Raw genomic sequence first — 25,794 nt, forward strand, 5'->3', positions numbered from 1 at the left:
TCCCTCCCGGTTGCTAACTATGCAGATCGCGTCGGCTGCTTCAACCGCGCATCGGTTGGCCCAGCGCAGACCTGTCCGACAAAGCCCATCGGATCGCCCGAAAGCAAACCATCGAGCCCGGCGACGACATGGGCACGGAATTTGGCGTTGGCGGCCAAGGCCGGGTCGAAGATAGCGTCGATGGCGAGGATCGAATCGACGAGCGCTTTGCTGTCGGCACCGATGCGGTCGGCGATGGCGGCAATCTTGTCGGCAAACGGATCGGACACCTGCCAGGCGCGGCCGAAGCGGGAAGAAGCCTTGATCAGATAAGCCATCCAGCCGGCGACCGGCACCGAGAGGAGCGCAATTCCCTCGCCCTTCGCCAGCCGATCGCGGATCGGGTTGAGCAGGCGCTGCACGATCTTCTGCGAGCCGTCGGTGGCGATCTGGTGGTTGCGGTGGTGTATCGCCGTGTTGGTGAGGCGCGACAGACTCTGCTCGACATAGGCGGCCGGCGCGATGCCGGGCACGGGCATCAGCGTCGGCAGTGTTTCCTCGGTGAGCATGCGGCGGACGAAACGGGCCAGAAGCGGGTCGGCAATCGTCTCGAACGTGTGCTCGAAGCCGCCCAGAACGCCGAGATAGCTGAGCGTCGTCTGGGCGCCGTTCAGCACGCGCATCTTGAGGTGTTCGAATGGCGTCACGTCGTCGACGAAGGTCGCGCCGACAAGATCCCAGCGCGGCACGCGGCCGGCGAAGCGGTTCTCGATCACCCATTGGCGGAAGCGCTCGCCCACCACCACCGCGCTGTCATGGTAGCCGAAGCGCTGCTCGACCGTACCGACATCGGCTGCGGTGGTCGCCGGAGCGATGCGGTCGACCATGGCGGAGGGGAAGGCGGCATTGGCTTCGATCCAGTCCGCCAGCTTGCCGCCGCGCCGTTCGGCGAATTTGCGTACGACATTGCCGAGGATGATGCCGTTGGTCGGGATGTTGTCGCAGGAGAGCAGCGTCACCGGCCTGCCATGCGTGGCCATGCGCAATTCCAGCGCGCGCGCCAGGATGCCGGGCACGCTGCGCGGCGCCTCGGGATTGGCGAGGTCGTGCGCGATATCGGGATGGTCGAGGTCGAGCGCGCCGATCGAGGGGATGTGGCAATAGCCTTTCTCAGTCACCGTCATGGTGACCGTCTCGATGTCGGGCGAGGCGAGCACATCCAGCGCCGGCGCCGCGCTGTCCTGGCTGTCGACGACGCGAACGATGCTGCCGATGACGCGCGCCTCGACCTCGTCGTTCTGGCGGATGAGCCGCGTGTAGAGACCGTCCTGGCGCCCCAGCGTGCCGGCCAGCAGGGGAGGGCGAATGTTGATGCCGACCAGTCCCCAGCGGTCGAAATCCTTCGCCAGAAGATCGTCGGTGTATTCGGCCTGATGGCAACGGTGGAAGGCGCCGACGCCGATATGGGCGATGCCTGGCTTCAGCGCAGCGCGGTCGTAAGCCGGCTTGCGGACCTCTAACGGCAATCGGCCGAGCAGGGCAGGGCTGAGCTTCTCGGCGCTCACCGATTGGCTCCGATCACCCATTGCTCCTGGTCGATCAGCGCGCCGGTCATAGGGCCCGCCGCGTCGGAAAGCAGGAAGACGGCAAGATTGGCGATGTGGGTCACGGAGAAAAGCCGGCCGAAGGGTTGCGTCGCATTGGCCGCGTCGAGCCAGCCCGGACCGTGGCCGAGCGTCTCGGCCTGCATGACGCGCTCGGCCGGGGTGTCGGTCCAGCCGACATTGATGCCGTTGACGCGGATGCGGTCGAAGCGGTGGGCGTTGGCGGCGTTCTTGGTCAGCGTCGCCAGCGCGCCCTTGGTGGCGGAATAAACGGCAAGCTCCGGCGAGCCGCAATGCGCGTTGATCGACAGGATGTTGACGATCGAGCCGCCCTGTCCGCGTTTCTTCATATCGGCGATTGCCGCCTGCATCAGGAAGAAAGGCGCGCGGGCGTTGACGGCAAAAAGCGCCGCCCAGTTGTCGAGCGTGCCATCGACGAAAGAAGCGCGATCGGTCAGGCCGGCGGCGTTGACCAGGCCGTCGATACGACCGAAGTGGTCGATGCAGGCTTGCGCCAGCAGCGCCGGGGCCTCGGGATCGCCGAGATCGGCAGCAGCGAAGGCGGCGGGAGTGCCCATGGCCGAGAGTTCGGCGGTGACAGGATTGCCACGCTTCTGGTCCCGCCCGGTGATCAGCAGTCCGGCGGCGCCGGAGCGAGCAAGCGTCTCGGCGATCGCCCGGCCGATGCCTTGCGTCGCGCCGGTGACCAGCACCACCTTGCCGTCGAGACGAACCTCCATTCCTCCTCCCGGAACAAAGTTTCCATTTTTCCAAATATGGAACAACGGTTCTCTTTAGTCAATCGTGCTAGAGCGGTTCACCGTTTTCTATGGAACCGGTGAACCGCTCTATCTCCTTGCCTTTCGCAATTCCGGACGGAAGGTTACGGCGAAGACGCCGAACTTAACCGCTCACACTTTTCCTGGAATTGCTCTTGTCAGCCTGTCCGTTGCGCGACGACGCCGTGGACCAACGCCATGCCGACCGCGAGCGAGGCGGCAAGCGAGCGAAAGCCGCCGAAGTCCTGCTCGACCACTTCCAGCCAGGTGTCGGAGAGTTTTGCCAGCGGCGAAAAGGTGCTGTCGGTGATGGTGAGAATGCGCGCCTTGCGCTCATGCGCCACGGCGACGAGATCGGGCGTGATCGAGTTGTAGGGGCTAAAGGAGACGGCCAGCACCGCGTCGCGCGGCGTGATGCAGCCGACCTGGTCGAGCGCGGTCGAGCCGACATTGTCGACCAGCACGTTGCGCACGCCCTGCTGCGAGAGCGTCAGCGACAGATAGGTGGTGACGGGGAAGGCGCGCTTGCTGCCGATGACATAAATCAGCTCGGCCGCCGCCAGATGATCGATCATCGTCTCGAAAGCCGCGATATCGAAATCATTGCCGATGCGGCCAAGCGAGGTCTGGCAGGCGCCGATCATGCCATTGAGAAAATGCAGGTTGGCGTTCGGCTCCGCGGCCTTGTCCTGGCCGCCTTGCGTGTCCGGCCAGGAGCCTTTCATGCGGTCCTTGAACAGGAGCTGGAAATCGGAAAAGCCGGAATAGCCGAAGATCTGCGCGAAGCGCACCAGGGTCGAAGGCTGCACGCCGGCTTGGTCCGCCACTTGCGCGATCGTTCCCAACGCCACTTCGCTCGGATGCTGCCAGAGGAAGATCGCCACCTGGCGAAGCCGTTTTGGGAAATGCACGGTCCCCGACGCAAGCACCGCCCGCAATTCCTCGTAGGTTTGCGGTTTCGTGTAGCCAAGTGCTGCCAGCGAACGGCCTTGTTTGCCGGGAGCGCTGTCACCGGCCTGGCCGGGTGAGGTTCGCACGCCGCTCATGGCATGGGCCAGGTTTGAAGTACCGCGCGGGAAGGTGAAGACCGCCAATTTTCTACGTTGGCGCCGCCCCTCATCCGCCTACCGGCACCTTCTCCCCGTATGGTGACGGGGAGAAGGGGAGCGGCCGCAGCCTTGGCGCCTTTTCCGCGACACTGGCGATTGGCGAAACCGGTGATGAGAGCGCCCCTTTCTCCATCACCATACGGGGAGAGGATGCCGGCAGGCAGGTGAGGGGCGGCTCCAGCGCCCGGAAAAAGGGCAGCCATCCGACGCTTCATCACCCAGACCCTCCGTCTTTCCTACAAGCCTAGTGCGGCACGATCGTTTTACAAAACGAAATCTGGAAAAACTGTTCGAAATTGGTGGGAAGCCCCGTATACTCGCGCGCTGCCGATGACAGTTATCCGCGAGGAATCGAAGCATGGTCTATGCAACTGCTGACGGAACCTCGCGTCAACGTCTCCGGGTGGGCATGGTCGGAGGCGGCCGCAACGCCTTCATCGGCGCCGTGCACCGGCTGGCGATGCGGCTTGACGACCAGATCGCGCTGGTCGCGGGCGCATTGTCCTCGGATCCGGAAAATGCCGCAGCCTCCGCCGCGGAGATCGGCATCGCGCCGGAGCGCAGCTATGCCGACTACCACGCCATGGCGAAGACCGAAGCGGCGCGAGCTGACGGCATCGAGGCGGTCGTCATCGTCACGCCCAACCATCTGCACGCGCCGATCGCCACGGCGTTCCTCGAGGCCGGCATAGACGTCATTTGCGACAAGCCGCTGTCGACGACGCTTGCCGAGGCCGAGGCGCTGGTTGCGCTGACAAAAGCGAAGCAGCGCCGTTTTGTCGTCACGCTCAACAATACCGGCTATGCCATGGTGCGCCAGGCGCGCGAGATGGTGGCGGCGGGCGAGCTCGGCCGGATCGTTTCGGTGCATGGCGCCTACATCCAGGACTGGCTAACCAGGCCGATCGACGCCGAGGGCCAGAAGCAGGCGGAATGGCGCACCGATCCGGCGCGCGCCGGACAGTCGGCGGTGCTCGCCGATATCGGCGTGCATGCCTTCAACCTGGCAAGCTTCGTCTCCGGCTTCGAGGCCGAGGCGGTTTCGGCTGACCTCTTCACCGCCGTGCCGGGACGGCGGCTCGACGACAACGCGCATGTGCTGCTGCGCTGGGCGGGCGGGGCGCACGGCACGATCCTCGCCAGCCAGACCTCGCCCGGCCACTACAACGACCTTTCGGTGCGCATCTATGGCGAGAAGGCCGGGCTCGAATGGTTTGGATCGCGGCCGGAGGAACTGCGCTTCTCGCCCTATGGCGAGGAAACCCGCACCCTGGTGCGCGGGGGCCATGGCTCGACGGCGGAAGCCCGGCGCGTCTCGCGCATGCCGGCGGCGCATCCGGAAGGCTATATCGAGGCCTTCGCCAATTTCTACCGCGACGCCGCCGAGATTATTCGCGCGCATCGATCGGGCGGTGCGGTTGATGCCGCGCGCGCGGCGCAGGTACCCGATGTCGTCGACGGCGCGCGCGGCGTGAAGTTTGTCGCCGCCGCGGTGGAGTCGAACGCGGCGGGAGGAGCTTGGACGGCGGCGAGGTTTGGGTGAGGACAGTCGCACTCTTGACGGCGTTGCCGAACTCAGTCTCCGATGGCCGCAAACGCAGTTGAATGAAGCTGCCTCGGTTAACCATGAAGCGCGCGCAGTTCGAAGAGCAGAACCGTTACCTCCTGCGGCGCCAGCGCGAATTCCGCCAAGCGGCCGATGTCGTCACGCAGTCCTGGATGGCGTTCCCCGAGATCGAGGCGATCGCTGTCATAGGATCAGTGGCAAAACCACTCTGGAAGGAGATTCCGAGGTTCAGCGACTTCCGCCGCGCGCGTATCGAAGTTTGGCATGAATGCAGCGACCTCGACCTCGCTGTCTGGGTCGACTCGCAACACCGGCTTGGCGAGTTGCGCCGTAAGGGCGCCGCGGCGCTGCGGCAGGCGTTCGAGGCCGGGCTTGGCATCAGTGTCGCTGACCATCAGCTCGACGTCTTCCTGTTCGAGCCCGGCACTGACCGTTACCTTGGCCGGCTTTGCTCCTTCAACCGCTGTCCGAAGGGAAATCGGGATTGTCTGGTTCCAGGCTGCGGGACCATACCCTTCAACAAGCGCATCGCGGATTTCCGGCCTCACGCCGATTTGTTGGAGCCGATCACATATTCTACTCTCTACCGCCGGGATCGCGGCTTACTACGTTCCGCGCTTGAATTGCCGAATGTCGATGAGGCTGGCTGAGCGACTCTCGCAAGCTACCCCTTGATTGCCGAGCCCACGATCGAATCGATGAAGAAGCGCTGCAGGAAGACGAAGAGGATGAGCGGCGGCAGTACGGCGAGCGTTGCGCCGGCCATCACCAGGCCGGTGTTGACGGCGCCGCGGTTGTAGCTGAGCAGCCGGCTCAGGCTGATGACGATCGGATAGGCGTCGGCGTTGCCCTGCAGCACGGTCAGCGGCCACAGATAGCTGTTCCAGTGATAGACGAAGGCGAACAGAGCCAGCGCCGCGATGGCCGGCGCCACGCTCGGCGCCACGATCTTGAACAGGATGAGCAGCTCGGAAGCGCCGTCCATGCGGGCGGCGTCGATCAACTCGTCCGGCACGCCGGCGATGAACTGGCGCATCAGGAAGATGCCGAAGGCGTTGGCGAGGTTGGGCACGATGATGCCGGCAAGGCTGGCGCTCAGCCCGATCGAGCCGACCATGCGGTAGAGCGGGATCAGCGTCACGACCGGCGGCAGGAACATGGTGGCGATCAGCAGCGAGAAGAGCAGCGGGCGGCCGGGGAAAGAATATTTGGCGAAGGCGTAGCCGGCCATCATGCTGGTGACCAGGATGCCGGCGGTGGTGATCGTGGCGATGACCAAGGAATTCCACATCGAGCGTCCGACATTGATCACGCCGGCGACCTTGCCATAGGCCTCCAGGGTTGGCGTATGCGGGATCCACACCGGCGGCACCTGCATGGTCTCGGCCGGCGTCTTCAGGCTGGAGAGCACCATCCAAGCAAGGGGAAAGGCGGAGGCAACCGCGACCAGAAGCATTGCGGTGGCAAGCAGCGCCTTGCGGCCCGAAGGGCGCCTAAGGGACAGTGATCGGGCAGTCACGCTCATTCGCTGTCCTTGCGGTTGGCGAAGGCAAACAGCGCCGAAACGCAGACGATCAGCGACAGCATCAGCATCACCGCCATGGCCGAGCCCAACCCGCCCTGCGCGCGTTCGATGCCGACGCGGCGGATATGGTAGGTCAGCACATTGGTCGAGCCGACCGGTCCGCCTTGCGTGATCAGCGCCACCGGCTCGAACACCTGCACGGCGTTGATGATGGCGATGACGGCGCTGAAGAGAAGCGTGCGGCGAAGCAGGGGCAGGGTGATGAAGCGGAACTGCTCGCGGCCCTTGGCACCGTCGAGCGTCGCCGCCTCATAGAGGCTGCCGGGGATCTGCGTCAGTCCGGCGATGGCGAGCACCGTGAAATAGCCGACCTGCTGCCAGACGTTGAGCAGCACGATCGAGATCAATGCCGAGCGCGGCGAGGAGAGCCAGGGCTGCGGATCGATTCCGGCCAGGCCGAGCAGCTGGTTGAGCGGTCCCTCGCTCGGCGAATAAAGCTTCGACCAGACCAGCGCGACCGCGATCATCGGCACCATGTAGGTCGAAAACAGCACCGTGCGCAGCGCCGTGCCGCCGGCGACGTCGCGCTGGTAGACCAGCAGTCCGAAGACGACCGACAGCGGCAGGATGAGAACGACGGACAGCGCGGTGTAGATTGCGGTGTTGAGCAGCGCCGTCTTGAAATCACGGCCGACCGAGGTCGGGCCGAAGATTTCCTGGAAATTGCCGAGGCCGGTGAAGCTCGCCTCGGAAAAGGGCGTCTGCGTCGACCAGTCCTGGAAGGACAGCCACACAGTCAGCAGCATCGGCAGCAGCACGAACACGCCGATCAATGTCACGGCGGGCGCAAGCATGATGCCCGCCGAGGCACGAAAAGCTTTGGCCATTCACCTGCTTCCGATGGCTCCGGGTCAAAGACCCGAGCTTATTTCGCCGCGCGCTCCAGGATCGACGTGGCGTCGGCCTGCGCATTCGCCTGCGCATCCTTGGCCGAGACCTGGCCATACTGCAACGCCTCGAGCGTCTGCTGCAGGGATTCTGAGAATTCCTGGCCGCCGAGCACCACAGGGAAGGGGCGCGCATCGGCAAGCACCGAGACGTAGCCGGACAGGAATTCGGAACCGAGCTTGTCCTTATGCGCTTCGATGTCGGAGGTGCGTGACGGCAGGATGCCCATCGACATCAATATGTCGGACATGGCCGAGGCGCCGTTCTTGCCCGACTTCGGGCTGTTCAGCCAGGCAAGGAATTCCCAGGCCGCCTTCTGCTCGGCCTCGCCGGCCTTGGCGTTGACGACGGTCATCCAGGAATAGGAAATCGAATGCGGCTTGTCGCCGCTCGGGCCGACAGGGATAGGCGCTGTGGCGATGTTTGCGAACTTGTCGCCCATGCCGGTCTTGAGCGCGCTTTCCCACCAGTTGGCCATTATGATCATGCCGGTCTTGCCGGAGACGAAATTGTCGAGGAACGGGCCCGTGGTGTTGGCGTCCGCCGTTGCCATCGCCGGATTGCTCGCGCCGGACTTTATCAAGTCTTCATAGAGCGCGAAGGTTTCGCTGGCCTGGGAGCTGTCCAGCGCCGGCTTGCCGTCCTTGACCAGGTTGCCACCATTGGAGACGAGCAGCGAGGCGAAAGGATGGACCACGCCCGCCGCCCATGAGTTGATCATGCCGAAGCCCTGCTGGCCCTTGGCCTTGTCGGTCAGCTTCGCGGCGGTATCCTTGAGTTCGGCCCAGGTCTTGGGCGGAGCGGCGATGCCCGCTTCCTTGAACAGTTCCTTGTTGTAGTTCAGCGCGTAGACGTCGATCTCGTTCGGAATGCCGTAGAGCGTCCCGCCGACCGAGGCGGCGCTGACGACGCCCGCCGGCCAGGCGCTCTTCACCTCGGCTGCCACCGCATCGGGAGCGGGGGCGACGAGCTTGTCCTTTGCCAGTTCCGGCAGCCACAGATCGTAGATACCGCCGATCGTCGGACCGTCGGAGGACCCGCCCTGCGAGCGCAGCGTGGTCAAGAGGTCGCCGAACGGAACCGCGCGCACGGTGATGGCGACATCCGGGTGCTCCTTGGAAAAATCCTTGGCCGCCGCTTCGAGCAGGGCCACCGTCTCCGGCGACCAATGCGTCAGGTAGGAGATGTTGACCGATTGCGCCCAGCCGGTCGCGGGCAGCGCAATAAGCCCCGCGGCGAATCCAAGCTTCGAGATCCAGGCAAGCGACATCGGCGTCCTCCACATAAGCCATACCAGAGTGGATGACGTTATGACAACTTTGAGCAAAGGCGCAAGCCCCCTCGCACATGGACGTGCGGATCATGCTTGCAGATGAAAAACTCGATTATGTCGATCCAGTCAAGTTTACGTAAATAAATCAGAAGGATATGATGCGGTTTTCTGGCCGATCACCGATCAATAAGCAGCCGTCGACGTCTTTGCGGCTCTTGCGAGCGGCATCATGTCGTTATAATGACATCTGAAAAAGCTGACCGGAGCCGCCATACATGACACGGGTTCTCGCCATCGATCTCGGCGGCACCAATCTGCGCGCCGCGGTCTATACGGGCGATATCGGCGAACTTGTGCCCCAGGTCCGTGAGTCGGCGCCGGCGAGCCTCGACGCGTTCGTGACGCGCGTCCGCACGCTTGCGGCCGCAGGCGAGGCCGAAGCGCTCGGGCTGGCCGTGCCGGGACTTGTCGAGGGCTCCGCATGCCGCTGGATACCGAATCTGCCCTGGCTCGACGGCGTCGACGTCGCGGCGCTGTTTCCCGACCTTCGCGTGGCGGTCGGCAATGACGCGCAGATCGCGCTGCTGGCGGAAGCGGCGCACGGCGCGGCCAAGGGCGTCTCCGATGCGATCCTACTGGCCATCGGCACCGGCATTGGCTCAGCGGTGCTGGCCAATGGCGGCATCGTCGCCGGCGCGCATGGCGGCGCCTGTTCCTTTGGCTGGGCCAGCGCCGACGTCAGGGACCACGGCGAGGATCGCAGCGGCTGGCTGGAACGTGTCGCCTCCGGCCGTGCGCTGGACGCCCTTGCCGCACAGATCGGACTGGCCGACAGCCGCCAGCTGATCGCCGCCGCCAAGGCGGGCCAGCTTGCCGCGCAGACCCTGCTCGAGGTGCCGGCGCGCCAACTCGGCACGGCGCTGGCCGGCGCGGTCGGGTTGCTCGATCCAGGCGTCATCCTGGTCTCGGGCGGCCTGGCCGACGTACTGGATGTGATCGCGCCGCCTTTGCTTGCGGCGCTACGGCGTCAATTGCCGCCGCATCTGCGCGGCATCGAACTTAAGCCTGGAAAATTCGGCTCCCGCGCCGGCCTGGTTGGTGCTGCGCTTGCCGGACAGGCGGGAAGCGGGTGGAGACAGATCCGATGAGCGAAGCGAGCTTTCAGCAGCCGGACCGCAGGCGACCGGAGCCGCTCTGGTATCAGGTCGAGGAGGCGATCCGCGCCATCGTCAAGAGCGGCGAGTGGGCGACCGGCGACCAGATCCCGGCCGAGGACCGGCTCTGCGCGCTATTCGGCGTCAGCCGCATCACGCTTCGCCACGCGCTGCGCAATCTTGAGGAAAGCGGACTGCTCAGGCGCGAGCATGGGAGGGGCACCTTCGTGCGCTCGGCGACGCTGGTCGCCGGCACGCGCGAGCTCACCTCCTTCACCCAGGAGATGGGCAATATCGGCGTGGTCGCCGGCTCGCGCCTGCTCGACTGCAGCCTGACGACGGCGAGTGCGGCGGCGGCCGGCGCGCTGGAGATCGAGGAGGGCGACCCTGTCGTGCGGATCCGGCGATTGAGGCTCGGCAATAACGAGCCGATCGGCATCCAGACGGCGCAACTGGCGGCCGCGCGCGTGCCGGGCTTTCTCGATGCCGGCCTGCTCAAGGGCTCGCTCTACGAGGCGCTGGAGCGTCAGTACGGCATCGTGCCGGCCGAGGCGCGCGAGAACTACCGCGTCGGCGCGGTCAGCGCCGCCGACGCCGAGCTGCTCGACCTGCCCGCGGGCAGTCCCGCCTTCGTCGTCGAGCGCATCACCATCGACGAGCGCGGCCCGTTCGAATTCACCGTCTCGATCATGCGCGGCGACCGCTACGAGATACGCTCGACGCTGCGCGCCGGCCGTCTCCCAAACACCAGAAGCTGACACGATCAACAGGAGTACCGAAGTGTCCGATCTCTACATTCCCCGTCTCGCCGCCCTCCTCGAACAGGCATCGAAGGCCAATGAAGAAGCGTTCGGCCAGGCGGCGAGCCGCTTCGCCGACACGCTGCAAAATGGCGGGCTGGTCCATCTCTACGGCTCGGGCCATTCGGTGCTGCCGGCGCAGGAGATGTTTCCGCGCTATGGCAGCTTCGTCGGCTTCAATCCGCTGACCGACCCGCGTGTGATGTGGCACAACGTGCTCGGCGCCGGCGGCGTGCGCGAGCTTTTGTGGCTGGAGCGGACCGAGAAATATGCCGAGAAGTTCCTCGACCATCAGCCGCTGAACACGGGCGATTCCATCATCATCTTCGGCCATAGCGGCCGCAATTCCTCGGGTATCGACACCGCGCTCTACGCCAAGAAGCGCGGCATCTTCGTCGTAGCGGTCACCAGCAAGAACAATCTCGACAAGCCAGCCACGCATTCCTCCGGCAAGCGGCTGGCGGACGCCGCCGACCTCGTCATCGACACCTGCTCGCCGATCGAGGACGCGGTGGTGCCGATCGAAGGCTGGAGCCGCCCGGTGTCGGGCTCGTCGACGGTGCTGGCGATGATCATGGCGCATGAGTTGCTCGCCCGCACGGCCGAGCAATTGTCGAAGCGCGGCATCGAGCTGCCGGTCTTCGCCTCGCCGACCATTGCGGGCGTGACGCTGCACGACACCGACGTCATCTACGGCGTCTACCGCGAACGCATGATCGAGGCGCAGAAGAAGCACCTGCCGACCTTCCAGGCGACGATGCGCGGGGAATGATCAGGCTGCGGGAGGCGCATCAGGCGCCTCTCGCGAGCCGCTCAGATCCGGCGCCGCCTGGTTGCGGAATGCCTGGGCGGCGCGTCATTCTCATCGGGATTGGGGATCGGCTCCTCGTCGGGCAGCCGGTCCGGCTCCGGCTCGCGCACCGGTTTCGGTTCCGGGATGGGCGGCGGCGTGGGCACGGGCGTGGGAGATGGGTCCGGATTGGGGAGAATGGCCATCGCGTTTTCCTTCCGTTCGATGCCTTGGCAAGGCCTGCTGCGAATCCCAAAAACCGGGATGTCCTGCCCGACCTGAACTGATGGAGGTGACCGCTGCATTCGGACGCTTCGTCTGGAGCGATCGGCGGCGCAAGCTGGCAGAACGGCCACGCCCGCGGATGGTTCCAACACGATCGCGGCGCGCGACGGCGGCAGACAATGATCAAATGATTCCACCTGCCTATTTCGGCTCTTGCCGGCGTCGGTCGGCGCCTTAAATCCCGTTGTGGACGGGGGCCATCTGCCGACACAGGAGACGGCCGTGAAGCACCAAACCCTTGATCAGATCAACGCCGTTGCCGACGTTCATACCGAAGCACCGGCTCTCATCGCCAATCGCGGTCAGCGCCTTGAGCGCTGGGCGCAGCTTCTTGAACAAAATCCCGGCCGCCGCCTCACGGCGCTGGCGGGCACCGAATACGCCTCAGCCGATGTGCGCCAAAGAATGCGTATCGACGGCTCGGCGATCACCATCGCTTTCGAGGATCCGATCTTCCGCGCGCAAGGCCTGCGGGACGACACTTACGGCGAAGCCAAGCGCTTCTTCGAAATGAGCGACTGGCAGCTGCATGAAGTCGTCTGCCATTGCCATGTCGGCGCCAACATGCCGGCCCGCTGGGCGGCCTCGCGCGTGCGGGCGGCGATCTCCCCGGGCGCCGGCATTCTTGCGTGGCTGAGAGCGGTGTTCATGCGCTAGAGCGGGTCCGTCGGCGGGATCGCGTCGGGCTCGCTGATTGACGCAGACGAAGGAGAGGCGCCGGGCTCTCCTCCGCGTCAGCGATCGATCTCGCCGAACACGATGTCGAGCGAGCCGATGATCGCCGCGACATCGGCCACCATGTGCCCGCGCGACAGGAAATCCATCGCCTGGAGATGGGCGAAGGATGGCGCGCGTATCTTGCAGCGATAGGGAATGTTGCTGCCGTCCGAGACCAGATAGACGCCGAACTCGCCTTTCGGCGCCTCGACCGCGGCATAGACCTCTCCGGGCGGCACGCGGTGGCCTTCGGTATAAAGCTTGAAATGATGGATGGTCGCTTCCATCGAGCGCTTCATGGTGGCGCGCGGCGGCGGCGTGATCTTCTGGTTGGGCACCGCGACCGGGCCCCGGCCATCGGATGAGCGCAGCTTTTCCAGGCACTGCCGCATGATCCGCACCGACTGGCGCATCTCTTCCATGCGCACCAGATAGCGATCGTAACAGTCGCCGTGCTTGCCGATGGGGATGTCGAAATCCATTTCGGGATAGCATTCATAGGGCTGCGCCTTGCGCAAATCCCAGGCGGCGCCCGAGCCGCGCACCATGGGGCCGGAGAAGCCCATGCCCCAGGCGTCGTCGAGCGAGATCACGCCGACATCGACATTGCGCTGCTTGAAGATGCGGTTGTCGGTGAGCAGGCCCTCGAGATTGTCGCAGACCTTCAGGAACGGATCGCAGAAATCCCAGATGTCGTCGAGCAGCTTTTCCGGCAGGTCCTGGTGGACGCCGCCGACGCGGAAATAGTTCGCGTGCATACGCGCGCCTGAGGCGCGTTCATAAAACACCATCAGCTTCTCGCGTTCGGCGAAACCCCATAGCGGCGGCGTCAGGGCGCCGATATCCATGGCCTGCGTGGTGACGTTGAGAAGATGCGACAAGAGCCGCCCGATCTCGCAAAACAGCACGCGGATCAGTTGGCCGCGCCGGGGAACGGACAGCTCGAGCAGCTTTTCAGCGGCAAGGCAGAAGGCATGCTCCTGGTTCATCGGCGCGACGTAGTCGAGCCGATCGAAATAAGGCAGGGCCTGCAGATAGTTCTTGTATTCGATCAGCTTTTCGGTGCCGCGATGGAGCAGGCCGATATGCGGATCGGCGCGGTCGACGATCTCGCCGTCCAGTTCCAGCACCAGCCTGAGCACGCCATGCGCCGACGGGTGCTGCGGCCCGAAGTTGAGCATGAAGTTGCGGACCGCGGCTTCGGTCATGACAGCCTCCGCAAGAGTGAGGATCGAAGGCGAACCGCGGCCCGTCGGCCGCCGTTCGGCTGCGTCATGCCCCCAAAGGTCAAGCCGTCGTCTGGATGATCAGCGTCAGCGTGCCGTCACCGTCGATGTTGGCGGCAACGACCTGCGAGGAATTCAGTCCGTTCGCATGCAGAACCGACGTCGCCTCGGGCGAGGCGTCGACCGAGTTCTGCAGCTTGGCCAGTTCCTTGGCGGTCGTCCTGGTGACTATGGCTTCGGCCTGCGCCTTCACTTCCGAGGGCAGGTCCTCCATCGCCACCACGACGATGTTGGTGACGTTCTGGGCGGCATCGTCCTGGCCGGGCTGCGGCTGGCCGGGGATGGGTTCCTGGGCAGGGGGCGTCGCTTGCGGCGGCTGCGGATCGGCGCGTTGAGCGGAAGCGGGTTGCGCCAATGCCATTGCCGACAGCGTCAGGACCATCGTCAACATGCGCATCGTCTTTCCTTTCCATCTGGAAAACCTGACGACACAACCCAGGCGCCCGGCGATGGTTCCCGGATAATCGCCGGCGCGGCTGCTTAAAGAGCCCGCATTATCCGCAACGTCACCGAATAGCGATGGCGTTCGACTGGCGGAATGCTGTGCTCCCACTCGTGCCTGGCCGGCCCTGCCATGAGGTAGAGCGATCTGGGCTCGACCTCGATCGTTTCACGGTCCCACGCCGCGCCGTTCTTGCGGCGCAGCCGGAAGCTGCAGGACGCCAGCAGGGAAACGCCGGCGACCAGCTCGAAATGCGGCTTGTCCCGATGCCAGCCTATCCCCGCGCCCGGGCGATATTCGTTGATCAGCACTTGCGCGAACTCTGTTGCGGGGATGCACGCAAAAGCGGCGACCTTGGCGCGAAGCGGCAGCAGGAAGTCCGGTATGGGCGGCGCTTCGACGACCTGGCGGCGTTCGTAATCGTAGCGCAAGCCGAAGCCGACGACCTGCCTGTTGGCAAGATGGCCGTGAAAATCGAACGGCTTGAAGGGCAGGCCCCGGATATGACGGACCAGCTCGTGTTCTTCGTCGCGGGCAATCAGGTCCGGCTGGTAGGAGAAGCCTACGGGCATGGGCGGCTGGCTTGCAGGCCCACCGAACAGATCGCCCTGGAAAGCGTCGCCGGCAGCTCGGTTTTTCAATGATGTCATGCGGCTCAGATAGGCAATCGGGCTCCTTGTGCAAGCCGGCACGGCGGAACCTCGCGGCGCACGAAGAATTAAGCGTTGGAAGCAGGAGGCGGCACATGCCTTCCACCGCGATCCAGAACATTCGCTACGATCCGTCGAGGCGGGTCCTCTCGGTATGGTTCGTCCCGACCGGCAAGCGCTATGACTATGAGGACGTAGGACCCGAGGTCTACACGGCTTTCAAGGCGGCCTTCTCAAAAGGGCAGTTCTTCAACGAATTCGTTCGCGACCGTTTCAGATATCACCTGGTCGAGCATGAAGACTCGGCCTGCTCCGAAAAAATATAGAAATCAATGAAGTTAAATGGCGGAGAGAGCGGGATTCGAACCCGCGTTACGGTTTCCCGTAAACACACTTTCCAGGCGTGCGCCTTCAACCACTCGGCCACCTCTCCGTCTTGGCATCTCGCGTCGGCCGGTTTTGCCGCGCGGGTTGGGGAGATGCTCCCATGGGAAGTCCTCAACGGATATCTGGTGTGCCCTCAACCGGCAGGCAACCCTTCCCGGCACCGCTAGCCGTCTAGGCAAACAGGCGCGGGGCTCATCTAGTCGATCCTAAAGCGAATGCCAAGCCATATTGGCATTGCCGCGGCTTTTGCCGTGTATGGGCGCAAAGGCGGGTCCAGGGGGCGATGCGTTCGAATGATGTGCACAGGCCGATGGCGGCGCGCCGGCGACGCTTGACTTCGCCTCCGCCCGGCTGTCGACTGCGCCAATCTTGTTTTCATGCAGTCCCGGTGGACGGTTGCGAGCTTTCCCTGGAATTGCCGGTTCGGTTTTGCAGTTCCCGCCGGAAGTCGCCAGGCGGCTTTCCCGGAATTGCCTGGGCGAGGGGCATCGTCCCGACATGGCATCGATCGACCAGCAACCCGCGGGGCGGCCGGACGGCGGGCTTTCCCTCATCCCGGTGGCGTGGCTCGTCATCGTCATGGGGTTGTCGGCCTACGGGCTGATCTCCTCCTGGCGGCTGATCGGCGACTTCAGCCTGCCCGACAGCGTGTTCTTCCTGGTCTATGGCGGCCTTACCGGCGGCGTCATCACCATCCTGTGGGGGCTGTACCTGCTTGGCCTTGCCTTCAACCGGTCGGCCCGCTTCCCGCGCCATTACACGATCTGGCAGATCGCCATCATCATCTGGCTTTTGGTGCGCCAGGCCTATGTGTTGCTCGTGTCCGACTTCGTCTTCTCGGCCGAGGCGCTGGGCTTCACCGTCGCCGAGATCGCCATCGGCCTACTTTGCATTTACCTGCTGCGCAACGGGGCCGGCGCCGAGACGATCTACGCCAATCCGGAGACCGAGCGGCCGCCGGTCTTCGTCTCGATCCTTGCCGCGCTGCTCGGCATCATCCTTGGCGGCGCGATCGGCGCCTGCGCCGGTTTCTTCGCCGGTTCGTTGATAGCGGACCTGACGCATATGAGCTGTTTCGAGGGCGCCTGCGGATTTTTCGCGGCTTTTGTCGGCCTGGGCGGCCTGATCGTCGGCGCGGTCGCCGGCGGCATTTTCGCCATCTGGCGGGTGAACCGGCGCAAGCCTGCGCGGGCTCGCTAATTTCACGGGCCGCGATTGCGCGGAAACCACGCACGCTCTATGTCGGTTTACGGGGCAGGCGGGAGCGTTCCCGGGGAGAGCGTCGATGTTGCGTTTCATCTTTCGGCTGGCAGCCATGGTTGCGCTGTCGATCTCGGTGATCATGGCGGTGATCGATACGACACGCTCGGTCGCAGCCTCCTCGCTGGTGCTGACGCCGCTCAATGCAAGCTGGCTCGCGGTCTCGCCCGATACCCGTGCGGCCTTCGAGACTTTCGTGCGCGCCAAGGCAAGCCCGCTGGTCTGGGACGGCGCCGTCGTATGGGTGCTCGCACAACCAGGTTTTGCTGTTTTCGCGGTGCTGGCCTTCCTGCTCTACGCCATCGGCTACCGGCGCAAGCGCCGCGGCGCGGAATTCGCTCCAAGTCCCTGAAGGCCCTTGTTTTGACGCTGTTGCGGACGGACGGCCACGGCGAAACCGCGGGTAACCGCTTTTTCCAACAGGTCAAAATTCCACGTGAATTTTGTTTCGCGCCGTGCCAGATTGACCGCGAGCGGGAGGGGCAAAACACTTCCTGCCTGGCACCGCAAGCCTGCCGGAGAACCGGGCGGGCAGGCGGCGCATAACGGAAAAATAACCGACAGGGTGTGGATCACATGAAACGTATCGTTCTCGGCCTTCTGGCCGCAACCGCAATGGTTCTTCCGGCTTTCGCCGCGGATGTCCAGCCGGCCATCCTCTATGATCTGGGCGGCAAGTTCGACAAATCCTTCAACGAGGCCGCCTATCATGGCGCCGAGAAGTTCAAGGCTGAGACCGGCATCGCCTATGTCGAATTCGAGGTCTCCAACGCCTCGCAGCGCGAGCAGGCGCTGCGCCGCTTCGCCGAGGACGGCCGCAACCCGATCGTCATGGCCGGCTTTGCCTGGGAGGACGCGCTGAAGAAGGTCGCGGCCGAATATACCGATCTCAACTTCGCCATCATCGACGATGCCGTCGACCTGCCCAATGTCCGCTCGCTGGTGTTCAAGGAGAATGAAGGTTCCTACCTCGTCGGCATCCTGGCGGCGATGGCGTCGAAGTCGAAGAAGGTCGGCTTCGTCGGCGGCATGGACATCCCGCTGATCCGCAAGTTCGAATGCGGCTATGTCGGCGGCGCCAAGTCGGCCGGCGCGACGGACGTCATCCAGAATATGACCGGCGACACGCCGGCCGCATGGAACGACCCGGCCAAGGGCGGCGAGATCGCAAAGACGCAGATCGACCAGGGCGCCGACGTGGTTTACGCGGCTGCCGGCGGCACCGGCGTCGGCGTGCTCCAGGCGGCGGCGGATGCGGGCAAGCTCGGCATCGGCGTCGATTCCAACCAGAACGGCCTGCAGCCCGGCAAGGTGCTGACCTCGATGCTGAAGCGCGTCGACGTTGCCGTCTACAATGCCTTCATGGACGGCAAGAACGGCACCTTCAAAGGCGGCGTCGAAAATCTCGGCCTCAAGGAAGGCGGCGTTGACTACGCCATGGACGACAACAACAAGGCGCTGGTGACCGATGAGATGAAGGCGGCCGTCGAAAAGGCCAAGGCCGACATCATCTCGGGCAAGGTCCAGGTGCACGACTACACCACCGACAACGCCTGCCCGTATTGATCTGCGGCTGAAGCAAGGTTTGAACCGCCGGGCCAACGCCCGGCGGTTTCGCTTTGGAGAGGGAACGATGCGGCCGACGATCGAGGCCATGGCTGAAGGCGACGTCGAAGCAATCGCGGGGCTTCGCCTCGCGGCTTTCTTCGAAGGCACGGACCGGACACTCGACGAGGACATGGCCGGGTTGCGCGGGTTGATCGCCGGCGACGGCTCCGAGGCAGCCTTCGTTGCGCGCGACCGTGGCCGGCCGATCGGGAGCTGCCTGCTCGTCCGCAGCGAAATCAGTTCGCCGCACGACTTCTCGCCATGGCTGGCCGGGCTGATCGTCGAGGATGGATATCGCGGCAGCGACGTTGGCACGGCGCTGGTCAGAACCGTTGAGGCTCATGCTGTCTCGGCCGGTATCGGCAAGCTCTATCTCTACACCTGGCAGGCGCGCGGCTTCTACGAGGCGCTTGGATGGACGGCGGTCGAGACCTTCGAGCAGGACGGCGCGCCGATGCTTCTCATGTCGCATGAGCTATAGCGTGCCGGCGAGATAGCCGAGCGCAAAGGCGGCCAGCAGGGCAAGCACAATAACAAAGCCAAGCCTGCCGCGCGGATGGAGGCCGACGCGATAGGGCTTGCGCTCGAGCCGGTGGATCATCGGCGGCGGCGGTTCGGCCTCGGCGGCAATGCCGGCGAGCCGTGCCTGCATCTGCGGCAATTCGGCAAGGCGCTGCGTGACCAGCTCCCAGCGATTGTCGCGCCCTTCAGGTGCCGCGGGATCGAAGGCGCGCAAGCGCTCGGCCAGCCGTAGCACCGTGTCGCGAAAGGCGGGATCAATCTCGAGGTCGCGCTCGGCGCGGGCGCGTTCCCTGTCGTTCATCAGGCCAAAGACATAATCGCCGGCCCTGGCGACATTGTCGCTTTCACTGGACATGGCCGTCTTTCCCCATGGCTTCTCACCAATGCGGCGGCTTGGTCACCGGCGCGTCGGAGGCGGTCTGCTCCTCCAATTCCAGGAAACGGTCGGCGAGGGCTGCGAGCTTGCGCTCCATGCGCTCGATCACCTTCCACTGTTCGGCGATCTGGCCGGACAGTTCCTCGATGGTCTTTTCCTGCTCGGCGGCGCGGATTTCCAGCGCCGTCAGCCGATCGTCAGGCATGGTCATGCAAACCGATCCTTGCGAATGTGAAGCCTCCGCCTCAGCAGATATTCCTGGATGCCCGAATATCTGCTTAGGCCCTGTTGGTTCTCGCAGGTTCTGATCGCAAAACCGTGGACAGTTTTGCGGAACTTGCTCAGGTTCGAAATTGACAAGGGCGCGGCGATTTGTCGAGAGTGAACGGCCGATTGGCATAAGCGGGGCATCATGCTAGGCCTTTTGACCAAGCGATAAAAAATAACAGTGGGAACAGGCTGCATGGCGCAAGCCGCAATCGAGCTCATAGGCATCAACAAGAGCTTTGGCGCAGTGCGCGCCAACCGCGATATCAACCTGGAAGTGGCGCGCGGCACCATCCACGGCATCGTCGGCGAAAACGGCGCCGGCAAATCGACGCTGATGTCGATCCTCTACGGCTTCTACCAGGCCGACAGCGGCGAGATCCACGTCGGCGGCAAGCCGGTGTCGATCAACACCTCCAACGACGCCATCGCACTCGGCATCGGCATGGTGCATCAGCATTTCATGCTGGTCGACAATTTCACGGTGCTGGAGAACGTCATCCTCGGCGCCGAAAACGATGTGCTGCTGAAGAGCAGCATCGCCAAAGCGCGCTCGGAACTCGACCGGCTGGAGCGCGAATACGGGCTCGAGGTCGATCCCGACGCCGTCATCGAAGAGCTGCCGGTCGGCCTGCAGCAGCGTGTCGAAATCCTCAAGGCGCTCTATCGCGGCGCCGAGATCCTGATCCTCGACGAGCCGACGGGAGTGTTGACGCCGGCCGAGGCCGACCACCTTTTCCGCATCCTCAAGCAATTGAAGGAGCAGGGAAAAACGATCGTGCTCATCACGCACAAGCTGCGCGAGATCATGGCCATCACCGACACGGTCTCGGTGATGCGCCAGGGCACGATGGTGGCAACCCGGGTGACCAAGGAAACCACTGTCGGCGAACTGGCCGAGCTGATGGTCGGCCGGCGGGTGCTTCTCAGGGTCGAGAAGGGCCAGTCGGAAGCCGGCGCTGTAAAACTCTCGGTCAAGAACCTGACGGTCAAGGATTCGCGCGGCGTCACCATGGTCGACAATGTCTCCTTCGACGTGCGCGGCGGCGAGATCGTCGGCATCGCCGGCGTTGCCGGCAACGGCCAGTCCGAACTGTTGGAGGCAATCTCCGGCATAAGGCATGCGGTTTCCGGCGAGGTTATGCTCGACGGCAAGCCGATCGATCTCACCGGCAAGGCCGATCCCGGCGAATTGCGCGACCGTGGGCTTGCCCACGTCCCGGAGGACCGCCACCATGTCGGGCTGGTGCTCGCCTTCGAGGAAAACGAGAATTCGATCCTCGGCTATCACGACGACGAGCGCTATCTGAGGGGGCCGTTCCTCGACGTCGATGCCATCATGGCCGACGCGAAGGACAAGATCGAGAAATACGACATCCGCCCCGGCAATCCGCGGCTGAAGACGGCGAACTTCTCCGGCGGCAATCAGCAGAAGATCGTGCTGGCCAGGGAGATGGAGCAGGATCCGGGCGTGCTGATCGTCGGTCAGCCGACGCGCGGCGTCGATGTCGGCGCCATCGAATTCATCCACAAGCGGCTGATCGCCATGCGCGACCAGGGCAAGGCCGTGCTGGTGGTCTCGGTCGAGCTCGACGAGATCCGCTCGCTGTCCGACCGCATCCTGGTGATGTTCGCCGGCCGTGTCGTCGGCGAGCGCGGCCCTGACGCGACCGAAGGCGAGCTCGGCCTGCTCATGGCCGGCGTCGAGCACCAGGAGGCCGCCGAATGAGCACGCCTTACGCCAAGCTGCCTGCCTGGGCCGATTATGGGTTGATTCCGCTGATCAATCTGTCGGTTGCCTTCATCGTTGCCGGCTTCGTCGTCATGCTGGTCGGCGAAAATCCGTTTCGTGCCGCCGTCATCCTGGTCGAAGGCGCCTTCGGCAAGGGCACGGGCATCGCCTTCACGCTCTTCTACGCCACGACCTTCATCTTCACCGGGCTGTCGGTGGCGGTGGCGGCGCATTGCAGCCTGTTCAACATCGGTACCGAGGGGCAGGCCTATATAGGCGGCCTGGGCATCGCGCTCGTTTGCCTGAGCTTCGACAGCGTGCTGCCCTGGTGGGCGATCTTTCCGATCGCGATCGTGGCCGCGGCGGCGTTCGGCGCGCTGTGGGGCCTGATCCCGGCCTATCTGCAGGCCAAGCGCGGATCGCACATCGTCATCACCACCATCATGTTCAACTTCATCGCCGCTTCGGTGATGGTCTATCTGCTGGTCGGCCCGCTGAAGCCGGCCGGCTCGCAGGCGCCGCAGACGCGCAATTTCCTGGCCGGCGCCGAGCTGCCGAAGCTCAACTGGATCATCGAATTGTTCGGCGCCAAGATCCGCTCGGCGCCGCTCAACATCTGCTTCCTGCTGGCGCTCGTCATGGCCTTCCTGGTCTGGCTTTTGATCTGGCGCACCAGGCTCGGCTATGAAATGCGCACCTACGGCCACAGCCCGAAGGCGGCGCGCTATGCCGGCATTTCGGAAATCCGCATCATCATCACCGCGATGATGATCTCGGGCGCGCTGGCCGGCATGATGGCGCTCAACCCGGTGATGGGCGACCAGCACAATGTCGCGATCGATTTCGTGTCCGGCGCCGGCTATGTCGGCATCGCGGTTGCGTTGATGGGCAGGCTGCATCCGGTCGGCATCGTCCTGGCGGCGATCCTGTTCGGCATGCTCTACCAGGGCGGCGCAGAGCTTGCCTTCGAAATGCCGGCGATCAGCCGCGACATGATCGTCATCATCCAGGGGTTGGTCATCCTCTTTGCCGGCGCGCTGGAACACATGTTCAGGCCTTACATCCAGGCGCTGTTCGCCTCGGTCAGTCCGAAATCGGTCGGCATGCAGGCAGTGAACGGGAAGGGGGCCTGAGATGGACATGTTCAACGCCATCATCCAGGTGCTGGATTCGACCATCCGCCTTTCGGTGCCGCTGCTGCTCGCTTGCCTGGCCGGCCTCTATTCGGAACGGGCCGGCATCTTCGACATCGGGCTGGAAGGCAAGATGCTGGTCGGCGCCTTTGCCGGCGCTTCGGCCGCCGCCGTCTTCCATTCGGCGCTGATCGGCCTCGGCACGGCGGTGCTGATCTCCGTCGCCTTCGCGCTGGTGCACGGCTTCGCCTCGATCACGCATCGCGGCAACCAGATCGTGTCCGGCGTGGCGATCAATTTCATCGCCGCCGGATCGACCATCATCCTCGGCCAGGCGTGGTTCCAACAGGGCGGGCGCACGCCGGCGCTGCAGCCGGCCGAACGCTTCGAGGCGATCGTCTGGCCCGGCGCCGAGGCGATCAAGGACGTGCCGATCATCGGCCCGATCTATGCCGAGCTGATCTCCGGCCATTCGATCCTGGTCTATTTCGCCTTCGCCATGGTGCCGTTCACCTGGTGGGTGCTGTTTCGCACCCGCTTCGGTCTCAGGATGCGCGCGGTCGGCGAAAACCCGGCCGCGGTCGACACCGCCGGCATTTCGGTCGCCTGGCTGCGGTACCGCGCGCTGATCTGCACCGGCATCCTCACCGGCGTCGCCGGCGCGTATCTTTCCATGGTGCAGAATGGCGGCTTCGTGAAGGACATGACTGCGGGCAAGGGCTATATTGCGCTGGCCGCGCTCATCTTCGCCAAATGGAAGCCGGTCAACGCTATGTTCGCCTGCCTGTTGTTCGGTTTCCTCGATGCTGCGGCGATCCGCCTGCAGGGCTCGCCGCTGCCGATCATCGGCAAGGTGCCGGTGCAATTCATGCAGGCGCTGCCCTATGTGCTGACCGTCATCCTGCTCGCCGGCTTCATCGGCAAAGCCATCCCGCCGCGCGCCGGCGGCGTGCCTTATGTGAAGGAACGCTGAAGTCGGAGAATGCCGGGCGGATTTTCGTGCGGCGGCGACCGGTATTTGAACAAGATCGTGGGAGAGAAGAACCGGATGTCGCATGATCTTTTCGAGGCGGCGAAGACGGCGATGGCAAAGGCCTATGCGCCCTATTCGAAGTTCCCTGTGGGGGCAGCACTGCGCACCGAGGACGGGCGCGTCTTCGCCGGCGCCAATATCGAGGTGGCATCCTATCCGGAAGGCTGGTGCGCCGAGACGACGGCGCTCGGCCATTACATCATGGGCGGCGGCGGCAGGATCGTGGAGATCGCGGTGATCGCCGAACGCATGGCCAAATGCTCGCCATGCGGCGGCTGCCGGCAGCGGCTGGCGGAATTCTGTCGGCCGGACACGAAGCTTTATCTCTGCGACAACGCCGGCGTGGCCGAGACGGTGACCATGGGCGACATGCTGCCCTACGGCTTCAGGGGCGACATCTTGAAATGAAGAGGGGTTGAAATGAAGGAAGCGCTGGATCATCTGGTCGAGAAACTGGACGGACTGGCGCCGACCGCGGCGCTCGTGCTGGGCTCGGGCCTGGGCGGGCTGGTCGACCAGGTCAAGGATGCCAGGCGCATCTCCTATGCCGAACTGCCGGGCTTCCCGCGCAGCGGTGTTTCCGGCCATGCCGGCGAGGTGGTTGCCGGGCATTTCGCCGGCACGCCGGTGCTGATGCTGTCGGGGCGCGCGCATTATTACGAGCATGGCAATGCCGCGGCGATGCGGCCGGCGCTGGAGGTGCTTGCCGGCATCGGCATCTCGCATTTGATCCTCACCAATGCCGCCGGCTCGGTCGATCCTGAAATGGGGCCGGGCTCGGTGATGCTGATCACCGACCACATCAATTTCTCCGGCTCCAATCCGCTGATCGGCGAGCCGAGCGACCGCCGCTTCGTCGGCCTCACCGAGGCCTATGATGCCGGCTTGCGCGGCGCGATCGAGAAAGCGGCGAAGGCAACGGGAACTGCGCTGCATCAGGGCGTCTATATGTGGTTTTCCGGGCCATGCTTCGAGACACCGGCCGAGATCCGCATGGCGCGCGTCATGGGTGCCAACGCCGTCGGCATGTCGACCGTGCCGGAGGTCATCCTTGCCCGCTTCCTCGGGCTCAAGGTCGCCGCCTGCTCGGTCATCACCAACCTGGCGGCCGGCATGACCGGAGCGGAGCTCTCGCACCAGGAAACCAAGGATATGGCGCCCATCGGCGGCGCGCGGCTGGCGACGATCCTGCGGCGCGTCTTCCAGGACGGCTTGCCCGACTGATGCTGCCGCAGGAGATCATCCGCCGCAAGCGCGACGGCCACAGGCTCTCGGCCGACGAGATCGCGGCCTTCATCGCGGGGCTGACGGCCGGCACTATCTCCGAGGGCCAGGTCGGCGCTTTCGCGATGGCCGTGTTCCTCAACGGCATGAGCCGCGAGGAAGCGGTGGCGCTGACGATCGCGATGCGCGATTCCGGCGATGTGCTCGACTGGTCCGACCTGCCGGGCCCGGTCACCGACAAGCATTCCACGGGCGGCGTCGGCGACAATGTCTCGCTGATGCTGGCGCCGATCGTCGCGGCCTGCGGCGCTTGTGTGCCGATGATCTCGGGCCGCGGCCTCGGCCACACCGGCGGCACGCTGGACAAGATGGATGCCATCCCCGGCTATGCCAGCCAGCCGGACGTGGCGCTTTTCCGCAAGACGGTTCTCGAGACCGGTTGCGCCATCATCGGCCAGACCGCCGGTCTCGCGCCGGCCGACCGCAGGCTCTATGCGATCCGCGACGTGACCGGAACGGTCGAATCGGTGCCGCTGATCACCGCCTCGATCCTGTCGAAGAAGCTTGCCGCCGGCTTGGGCTCGCTGGTGCTCGACGTCAAGGTCGGCAACGGCGCCTTCATGGAGAAGTCGCGCGATGCCGTCGCTCTGGTGAACAGCCTGGTCGAGGTCGCCAATGGCGCCGGCTTGAGCGCCTCAGCGCTGGTGACCGGCATGAACGAGCCGCTGGCCTCGGCCGCCGGCAACGCGGTCGAGGTGAAGAATGCCGTCGATTTCCTCACCGGGCGATATCGCGACCGGCGGCTGGAGGAGGTGACGCTGGCGCTGGCGGCCGAGATGCTGCAGTCGGCGGGGCTCGTCTCGTCCAACCAGGACGGCATCAGGCGCGCCACCGAAGCGCTTGCCGGAGGCCGTGCGGCGGCCGTCTTCGCGCGAATGGTTTCCGCACTTGGCGGTCCCGCCGATTTCATCGAGAACGCGGAAAAATATTTGCCGGCTGCGCCGGTCGAACTGGCCGTGAAGGCGGAACAGGATGGGTTCGTGACCGGCATCGCCACGCGCGATATCGGGCTTGCCGTCGTCACGCTCGGTGGCGGGCGTAGCCATCCGGACGACAAGATCGATCATGCCGTCGGTCTGACCCGGCTGTTGCCGGTCGGCGCCGAGCTGCGCCCGGGCGAGGCACTGGCGCTGGTGCATGCCCGTACCAATGCGGAGGCCGAGGTAGCAGCGGCGGCCGTGCGAGCTGCTTATACGATCGGCGGTTCCAAACCGCCCGCCGAAAAGACCGTGCTCAGGCGGATACTGCCGCGCTAGACTAGAGCAGTTCATCGTTTCGCGGAAA

Annotated in this window: 29 protein-coding genes and 1 tRNA gene; 17 read left to right on the forward strand and 13 right to left on the reverse strand. The window is 64.6% G+C overall.

Annotated features, from left to right (window positions below; all coding sequences use genetic code 11):
• Positions 1–17: 17 nt before the first annotated feature.
• From LB526_RS04540 to LB526_RS04550, 3 genes are all read right to left on the reverse strand, one after another.
• Positions 18–1,565, reverse strand: a complete 1,548-nt coding sequence (locus LB526_RS04540) for a mannitol dehydrogenase family protein (protein ID WP_224626450.1) — start codon at positions 1,563–1,565, stop codon at positions 18–20.
• The gene (locus LB526_RS04545; protein ID WP_224626453.1) at positions 1,541–2,323 is read right to left on the reverse strand and encodes an SDR family oxidoreductase; all 783 of its coding nucleotides are present in this window, start codon (positions 2,321–2,323) and stop codon (positions 1,541–1,543) included. Before LB526_RS04545 ends, LB526_RS04540 begins: the two co-directional genes overlap by 25 nt.
• Before the next feature lie 197 nt (positions 2,324–2,520).
• Positions 2,521–3,408, reverse strand: coding sequence for a MurR/RpiR family transcriptional regulator (locus LB526_RS04550; RefSeq protein ID WP_224626456.1), 888 nt, complete (start codon positions 3,406–3,408; stop codon positions 2,521–2,523).
• A gap of 421 nt (positions 3,409–3,829) precedes the next feature.
• Here LB526_RS04550 and LB526_RS04555 point away from each other — a divergent pair, with 421 nt between their 5' ends.
• A complete protein-coding gene (locus LB526_RS04555; RefSeq protein ID WP_224626458.1) occupies positions 3,830–5,014 on the forward strand; it encodes a Gfo/Idh/MocA family protein in 1,185 nt (394 codons plus the stop codon).
• Positions 5,015–5,097: 83 nt separating this feature from the next.
• Positions 5,098–5,688 (forward strand): hypothetical protein, encoded by a 591-nt coding sequence (locus LB526_RS04560; protein ID WP_224626461.1) that lies wholly within the window; start codon positions 5,098–5,100, stop codon positions 5,686–5,688.
• Between the two features lie 14 nt (positions 5,689–5,702).
• On the opposite strand, the gene LB526_RS04565 is transcribed toward LB526_RS04560, so the two are convergent.
• The 3 genes from LB526_RS04565 to LB526_RS04575 are packed head-to-tail and all read right to left on the reverse strand — an operon-like array spanning position 5,703 to position 8,781.
• Positions 5,703–6,563, reverse strand: coding sequence for a carbohydrate ABC transporter permease (locus LB526_RS04565; protein WP_224626463.1), 861 nt, complete (start codon positions 6,561–6,563; stop codon positions 5,703–5,705).
• Positions 6,560–7,450 carry a carbohydrate ABC transporter permease gene (locus LB526_RS04570; protein ID WP_224626465.1) on the reverse strand — a complete coding sequence of 297 codons (891 nt, stop codon included), beginning with the start codon at positions 7,448–7,450 and terminating at the stop codon, positions 6,560–6,562. The genes LB526_RS04565 and LB526_RS04570 overlap by 4 nt, the downstream gene beginning before the upstream one ends.
• Before the next feature lie 38 nt (positions 7,451–7,488).
• Positions 7,489–8,781 carry an ABC transporter substrate-binding protein gene (locus tag LB526_RS04575; protein ID WP_224626468.1) on the reverse strand — a complete coding sequence of 431 codons (1,293 nt, stop codon included), beginning with the start codon at positions 8,779–8,781 and terminating at the stop codon, positions 7,489–7,491.
• Between the two features lie 278 nt (positions 8,782–9,059).
• On the opposite strand from LB526_RS04575, the gene LB526_RS04580 reads away from it, so the two are divergent.
• From LB526_RS04580 to LB526_RS04590, 3 genes are read left to right on the forward strand one after another with little or no spacing between them, the layout of a single operon-like run.
• Positions 9,060–9,932: an ROK family protein gene (locus LB526_RS04580; protein ID WP_224626471.1), complete on the forward strand. Its 873-nt coding sequence runs from the start codon at positions 9,060–9,062 to the stop codon at positions 9,930–9,932.
• On the forward strand, positions 9,929–10,696 hold the full coding sequence (locus LB526_RS04585) for a GntR family transcriptional regulator (protein WP_140846317.1): 768 nt from the start codon (positions 9,929–9,931) through the stop codon (positions 10,694–10,696). The genes LB526_RS04580 and LB526_RS04585 overlap by 4 nt, the downstream gene beginning before the upstream one ends.
• A gap of 22 nt (positions 10,697–10,718) precedes the next feature.
• On the forward strand, positions 10,719–11,510 hold the full coding sequence (locus tag LB526_RS04590; RefSeq protein WP_140846318.1) for a sugar isomerase domain-containing protein: 792 nt from the start codon (positions 10,719–10,721) through the stop codon (positions 11,508–11,510).
• A 41-nt stretch (positions 11,511–11,551) separates the two neighbouring features.
• Here LB526_RS04590 and LB526_RS04595 read toward each other — a convergent pair whose 3' ends face one another.
• Positions 11,552–11,734, reverse strand: coding sequence for a hypothetical protein (locus LB526_RS04595; protein WP_095766249.1), 183 nt, complete (start codon positions 11,732–11,734; stop codon positions 11,552–11,554).
• 301 nt (positions 11,735–12,035) lie between these two features.
• Between LB526_RS04595 and LB526_RS04600 the strand changes: the two genes are divergently transcribed.
• Entirely contained in the window at positions 12,036–12,470 is a 435-nt protein-coding gene (locus LB526_RS04600; protein WP_095766690.1) for a hypothetical protein, read from the forward strand.
• A 77-nt stretch (positions 12,471–12,547) separates the two neighbouring features.
• Here the strand turns inward: LB526_RS04600 and LB526_RS04605 are convergent, their stop codons facing one another.
• From LB526_RS04605 to LB526_RS04615, 3 genes are all read right to left on the reverse strand, one after another.
• The gene (locus tag LB526_RS04605; protein ID WP_140846319.1) at positions 12,548–13,738 is read right to left on the reverse strand and encodes an NADH-quinone oxidoreductase subunit D; all 1,191 of its coding nucleotides are present in this window, start codon (positions 13,736–13,738) and stop codon (positions 12,548–12,550) included.
• A gap of 79 nt (positions 13,739–13,817) precedes the next feature.
• Positions 13,818–14,213, reverse strand: coding sequence for a hypothetical protein (locus LB526_RS04610; RefSeq protein ID WP_095766251.1), 396 nt, complete (start codon positions 14,211–14,213; stop codon positions 13,818–13,820).
• Between the two features lie 83 nt (positions 14,214–14,296).
• On the reverse strand, positions 14,297–14,908 hold the full coding sequence (locus LB526_RS04615) for an alpha-ketoglutarate-dependent dioxygenase AlkB (RefSeq protein WP_224626474.1): 612 nt from the start codon (positions 14,906–14,908) through the stop codon (positions 14,297–14,299).
• 95 nt (positions 14,909–15,003) lie between these two features.
• On the opposite strand from LB526_RS04615, the gene LB526_RS04620 reads away from it, so the two are divergent.
• Positions 15,004–15,234: a KTSC domain-containing protein gene (locus LB526_RS04620; RefSeq protein WP_224626477.1), complete on the forward strand. Its 231-nt coding sequence runs from the start codon at positions 15,004–15,006 to the stop codon at positions 15,232–15,234.
• Positions 15,235–15,251: 17 nt separating this feature from the next.
• Here the strand turns inward: LB526_RS04620 and LB526_RS04625 are convergent.
• Positions 15,252–15,341 (reverse strand) — tRNA-Ser (locus LB526_RS04625).
• Between the two features lie 452 nt (positions 15,342–15,793).
• Here LB526_RS04625 and LB526_RS04630 point away from each other — a divergent pair.
• The 4 genes from LB526_RS04630 (at position 15,794) to LB526_RS04645 (ending at position 18,644) form a co-directional block, all read left to right on the forward strand.
• Positions 15,794–16,495 (forward strand): DUF2569 family protein, encoded by a 702-nt coding sequence (locus LB526_RS04630; protein WP_140846322.1) that lies wholly within the window; start codon positions 15,794–15,796, stop codon positions 16,493–16,495.
• Positions 16,496–16,580: 85 nt separating this feature from the next.
• Complete coding sequence (locus LB526_RS04635; protein ID WP_224626479.1) at positions 16,581–16,907, forward strand: hypothetical protein; 327 nt, start codon at positions 16,581–16,583, stop codon at positions 16,905–16,907.
• A 224-nt stretch (positions 16,908–17,131) separates the two neighbouring features.
• Positions 17,132–18,121 (forward strand): BMP family protein, encoded by a 990-nt coding sequence (locus LB526_RS04640; RefSeq protein WP_095766256.1) that lies wholly within the window; start codon positions 17,132–17,134, stop codon positions 18,119–18,121.
• Positions 18,122–18,188: 67 nt separating this feature from the next.
• A complete protein-coding gene (locus tag LB526_RS04645) occupies positions 18,189–18,644 on the forward strand; it encodes a GNAT family N-acetyltransferase (RefSeq protein WP_224626482.1) in 456 nt (151 codons plus the stop codon).
• Here LB526_RS04645 and LB526_RS04650 read toward each other — a convergent pair.
• A complete protein-coding gene (locus tag LB526_RS04650) occupies positions 18,639–19,040 on the reverse strand; it encodes a hypothetical protein (RefSeq protein WP_095766258.1) in 402 nt (133 codons plus the stop codon). The genes LB526_RS04645 and LB526_RS04650 overlap by 6 nt on opposite strands.
• A 22-nt stretch (positions 19,041–19,062) precedes the next feature.
• Positions 19,063–19,272: a SlyX family protein gene (locus LB526_RS04655; protein WP_224626484.1), complete on the reverse strand. Its 210-nt coding sequence runs from the start codon at positions 19,270–19,272 to the stop codon at positions 19,063–19,065.
• Positions 19,273–19,524: 252 nt separating this feature from the next.
• Between LB526_RS04655 and LB526_RS04660 the strand changes: the two genes are divergently transcribed.
• The 6 genes from LB526_RS04660 to deoA all read left to right on the forward strand — a co-directional run bounded on the left by LB526_RS04660 (position 19,525) and on the right by deoA (position 25,766).
• Positions 19,525–21,057, forward strand: a complete 1,533-nt coding sequence (locus tag LB526_RS04660; RefSeq protein ID WP_224626487.1) for an ABC transporter ATP-binding protein — start codon at positions 19,525–19,527, stop codon at positions 21,055–21,057.
• Positions 21,054–22,193, forward strand: coding sequence for an ABC transporter permease (locus LB526_RS04665; RefSeq protein ID WP_224543464.1), 1,140 nt, complete (start codon positions 21,054–21,056; stop codon positions 22,191–22,193). Before LB526_RS04660 ends, LB526_RS04665 begins: the two co-directional genes overlap by 4 nt.
• Position 22,194: 1 nt before the next feature.
• Positions 22,195–23,166: an ABC transporter permease gene (locus LB526_RS04670; RefSeq protein WP_140846328.1), complete on the forward strand. Its 972-nt coding sequence runs from the start codon at positions 22,195–22,197 to the stop codon at positions 23,164–23,166.
• 75 nt (positions 23,167–23,241) lie between these two features.
• Positions 23,242–23,634: a cytidine deaminase gene (gene cdd, locus LB526_RS04675; RefSeq protein WP_224543463.1), complete on the forward strand. Its 393-nt coding sequence runs from the start codon at positions 23,242–23,244 to the stop codon at positions 23,632–23,634.
• A gap of 12 nt (positions 23,635–23,646) precedes the next feature.
• On the forward strand, positions 23,647–24,450 hold the full coding sequence (locus LB526_RS04680) for a purine-nucleoside phosphorylase (protein WP_095766262.1): 804 nt from the start codon (positions 23,647–23,649) through the stop codon (positions 24,448–24,450).
• The gene (gene deoA / locus LB526_RS04685; RefSeq protein WP_224543462.1) at positions 24,450–25,766 is read left to right on the forward strand and encodes a thymidine phosphorylase; all 1,317 of its coding nucleotides are present in this window, start codon (positions 24,450–24,452) and stop codon (positions 25,764–25,766) included. Before LB526_RS04680 ends, deoA begins: the two co-directional genes overlap by 1 nt.
• The last annotated feature ends 28 nt before the right edge of the window (positions 25,767–25,794 follow it).

The organism is Mesorhizobium sp. CA6 (assembly GCF_020165035.1).
Lineage (GTDB): Bacteria > Pseudomonadota > Alphaproteobacteria > Rhizobiales > Rhizobiaceae > Mesorhizobium.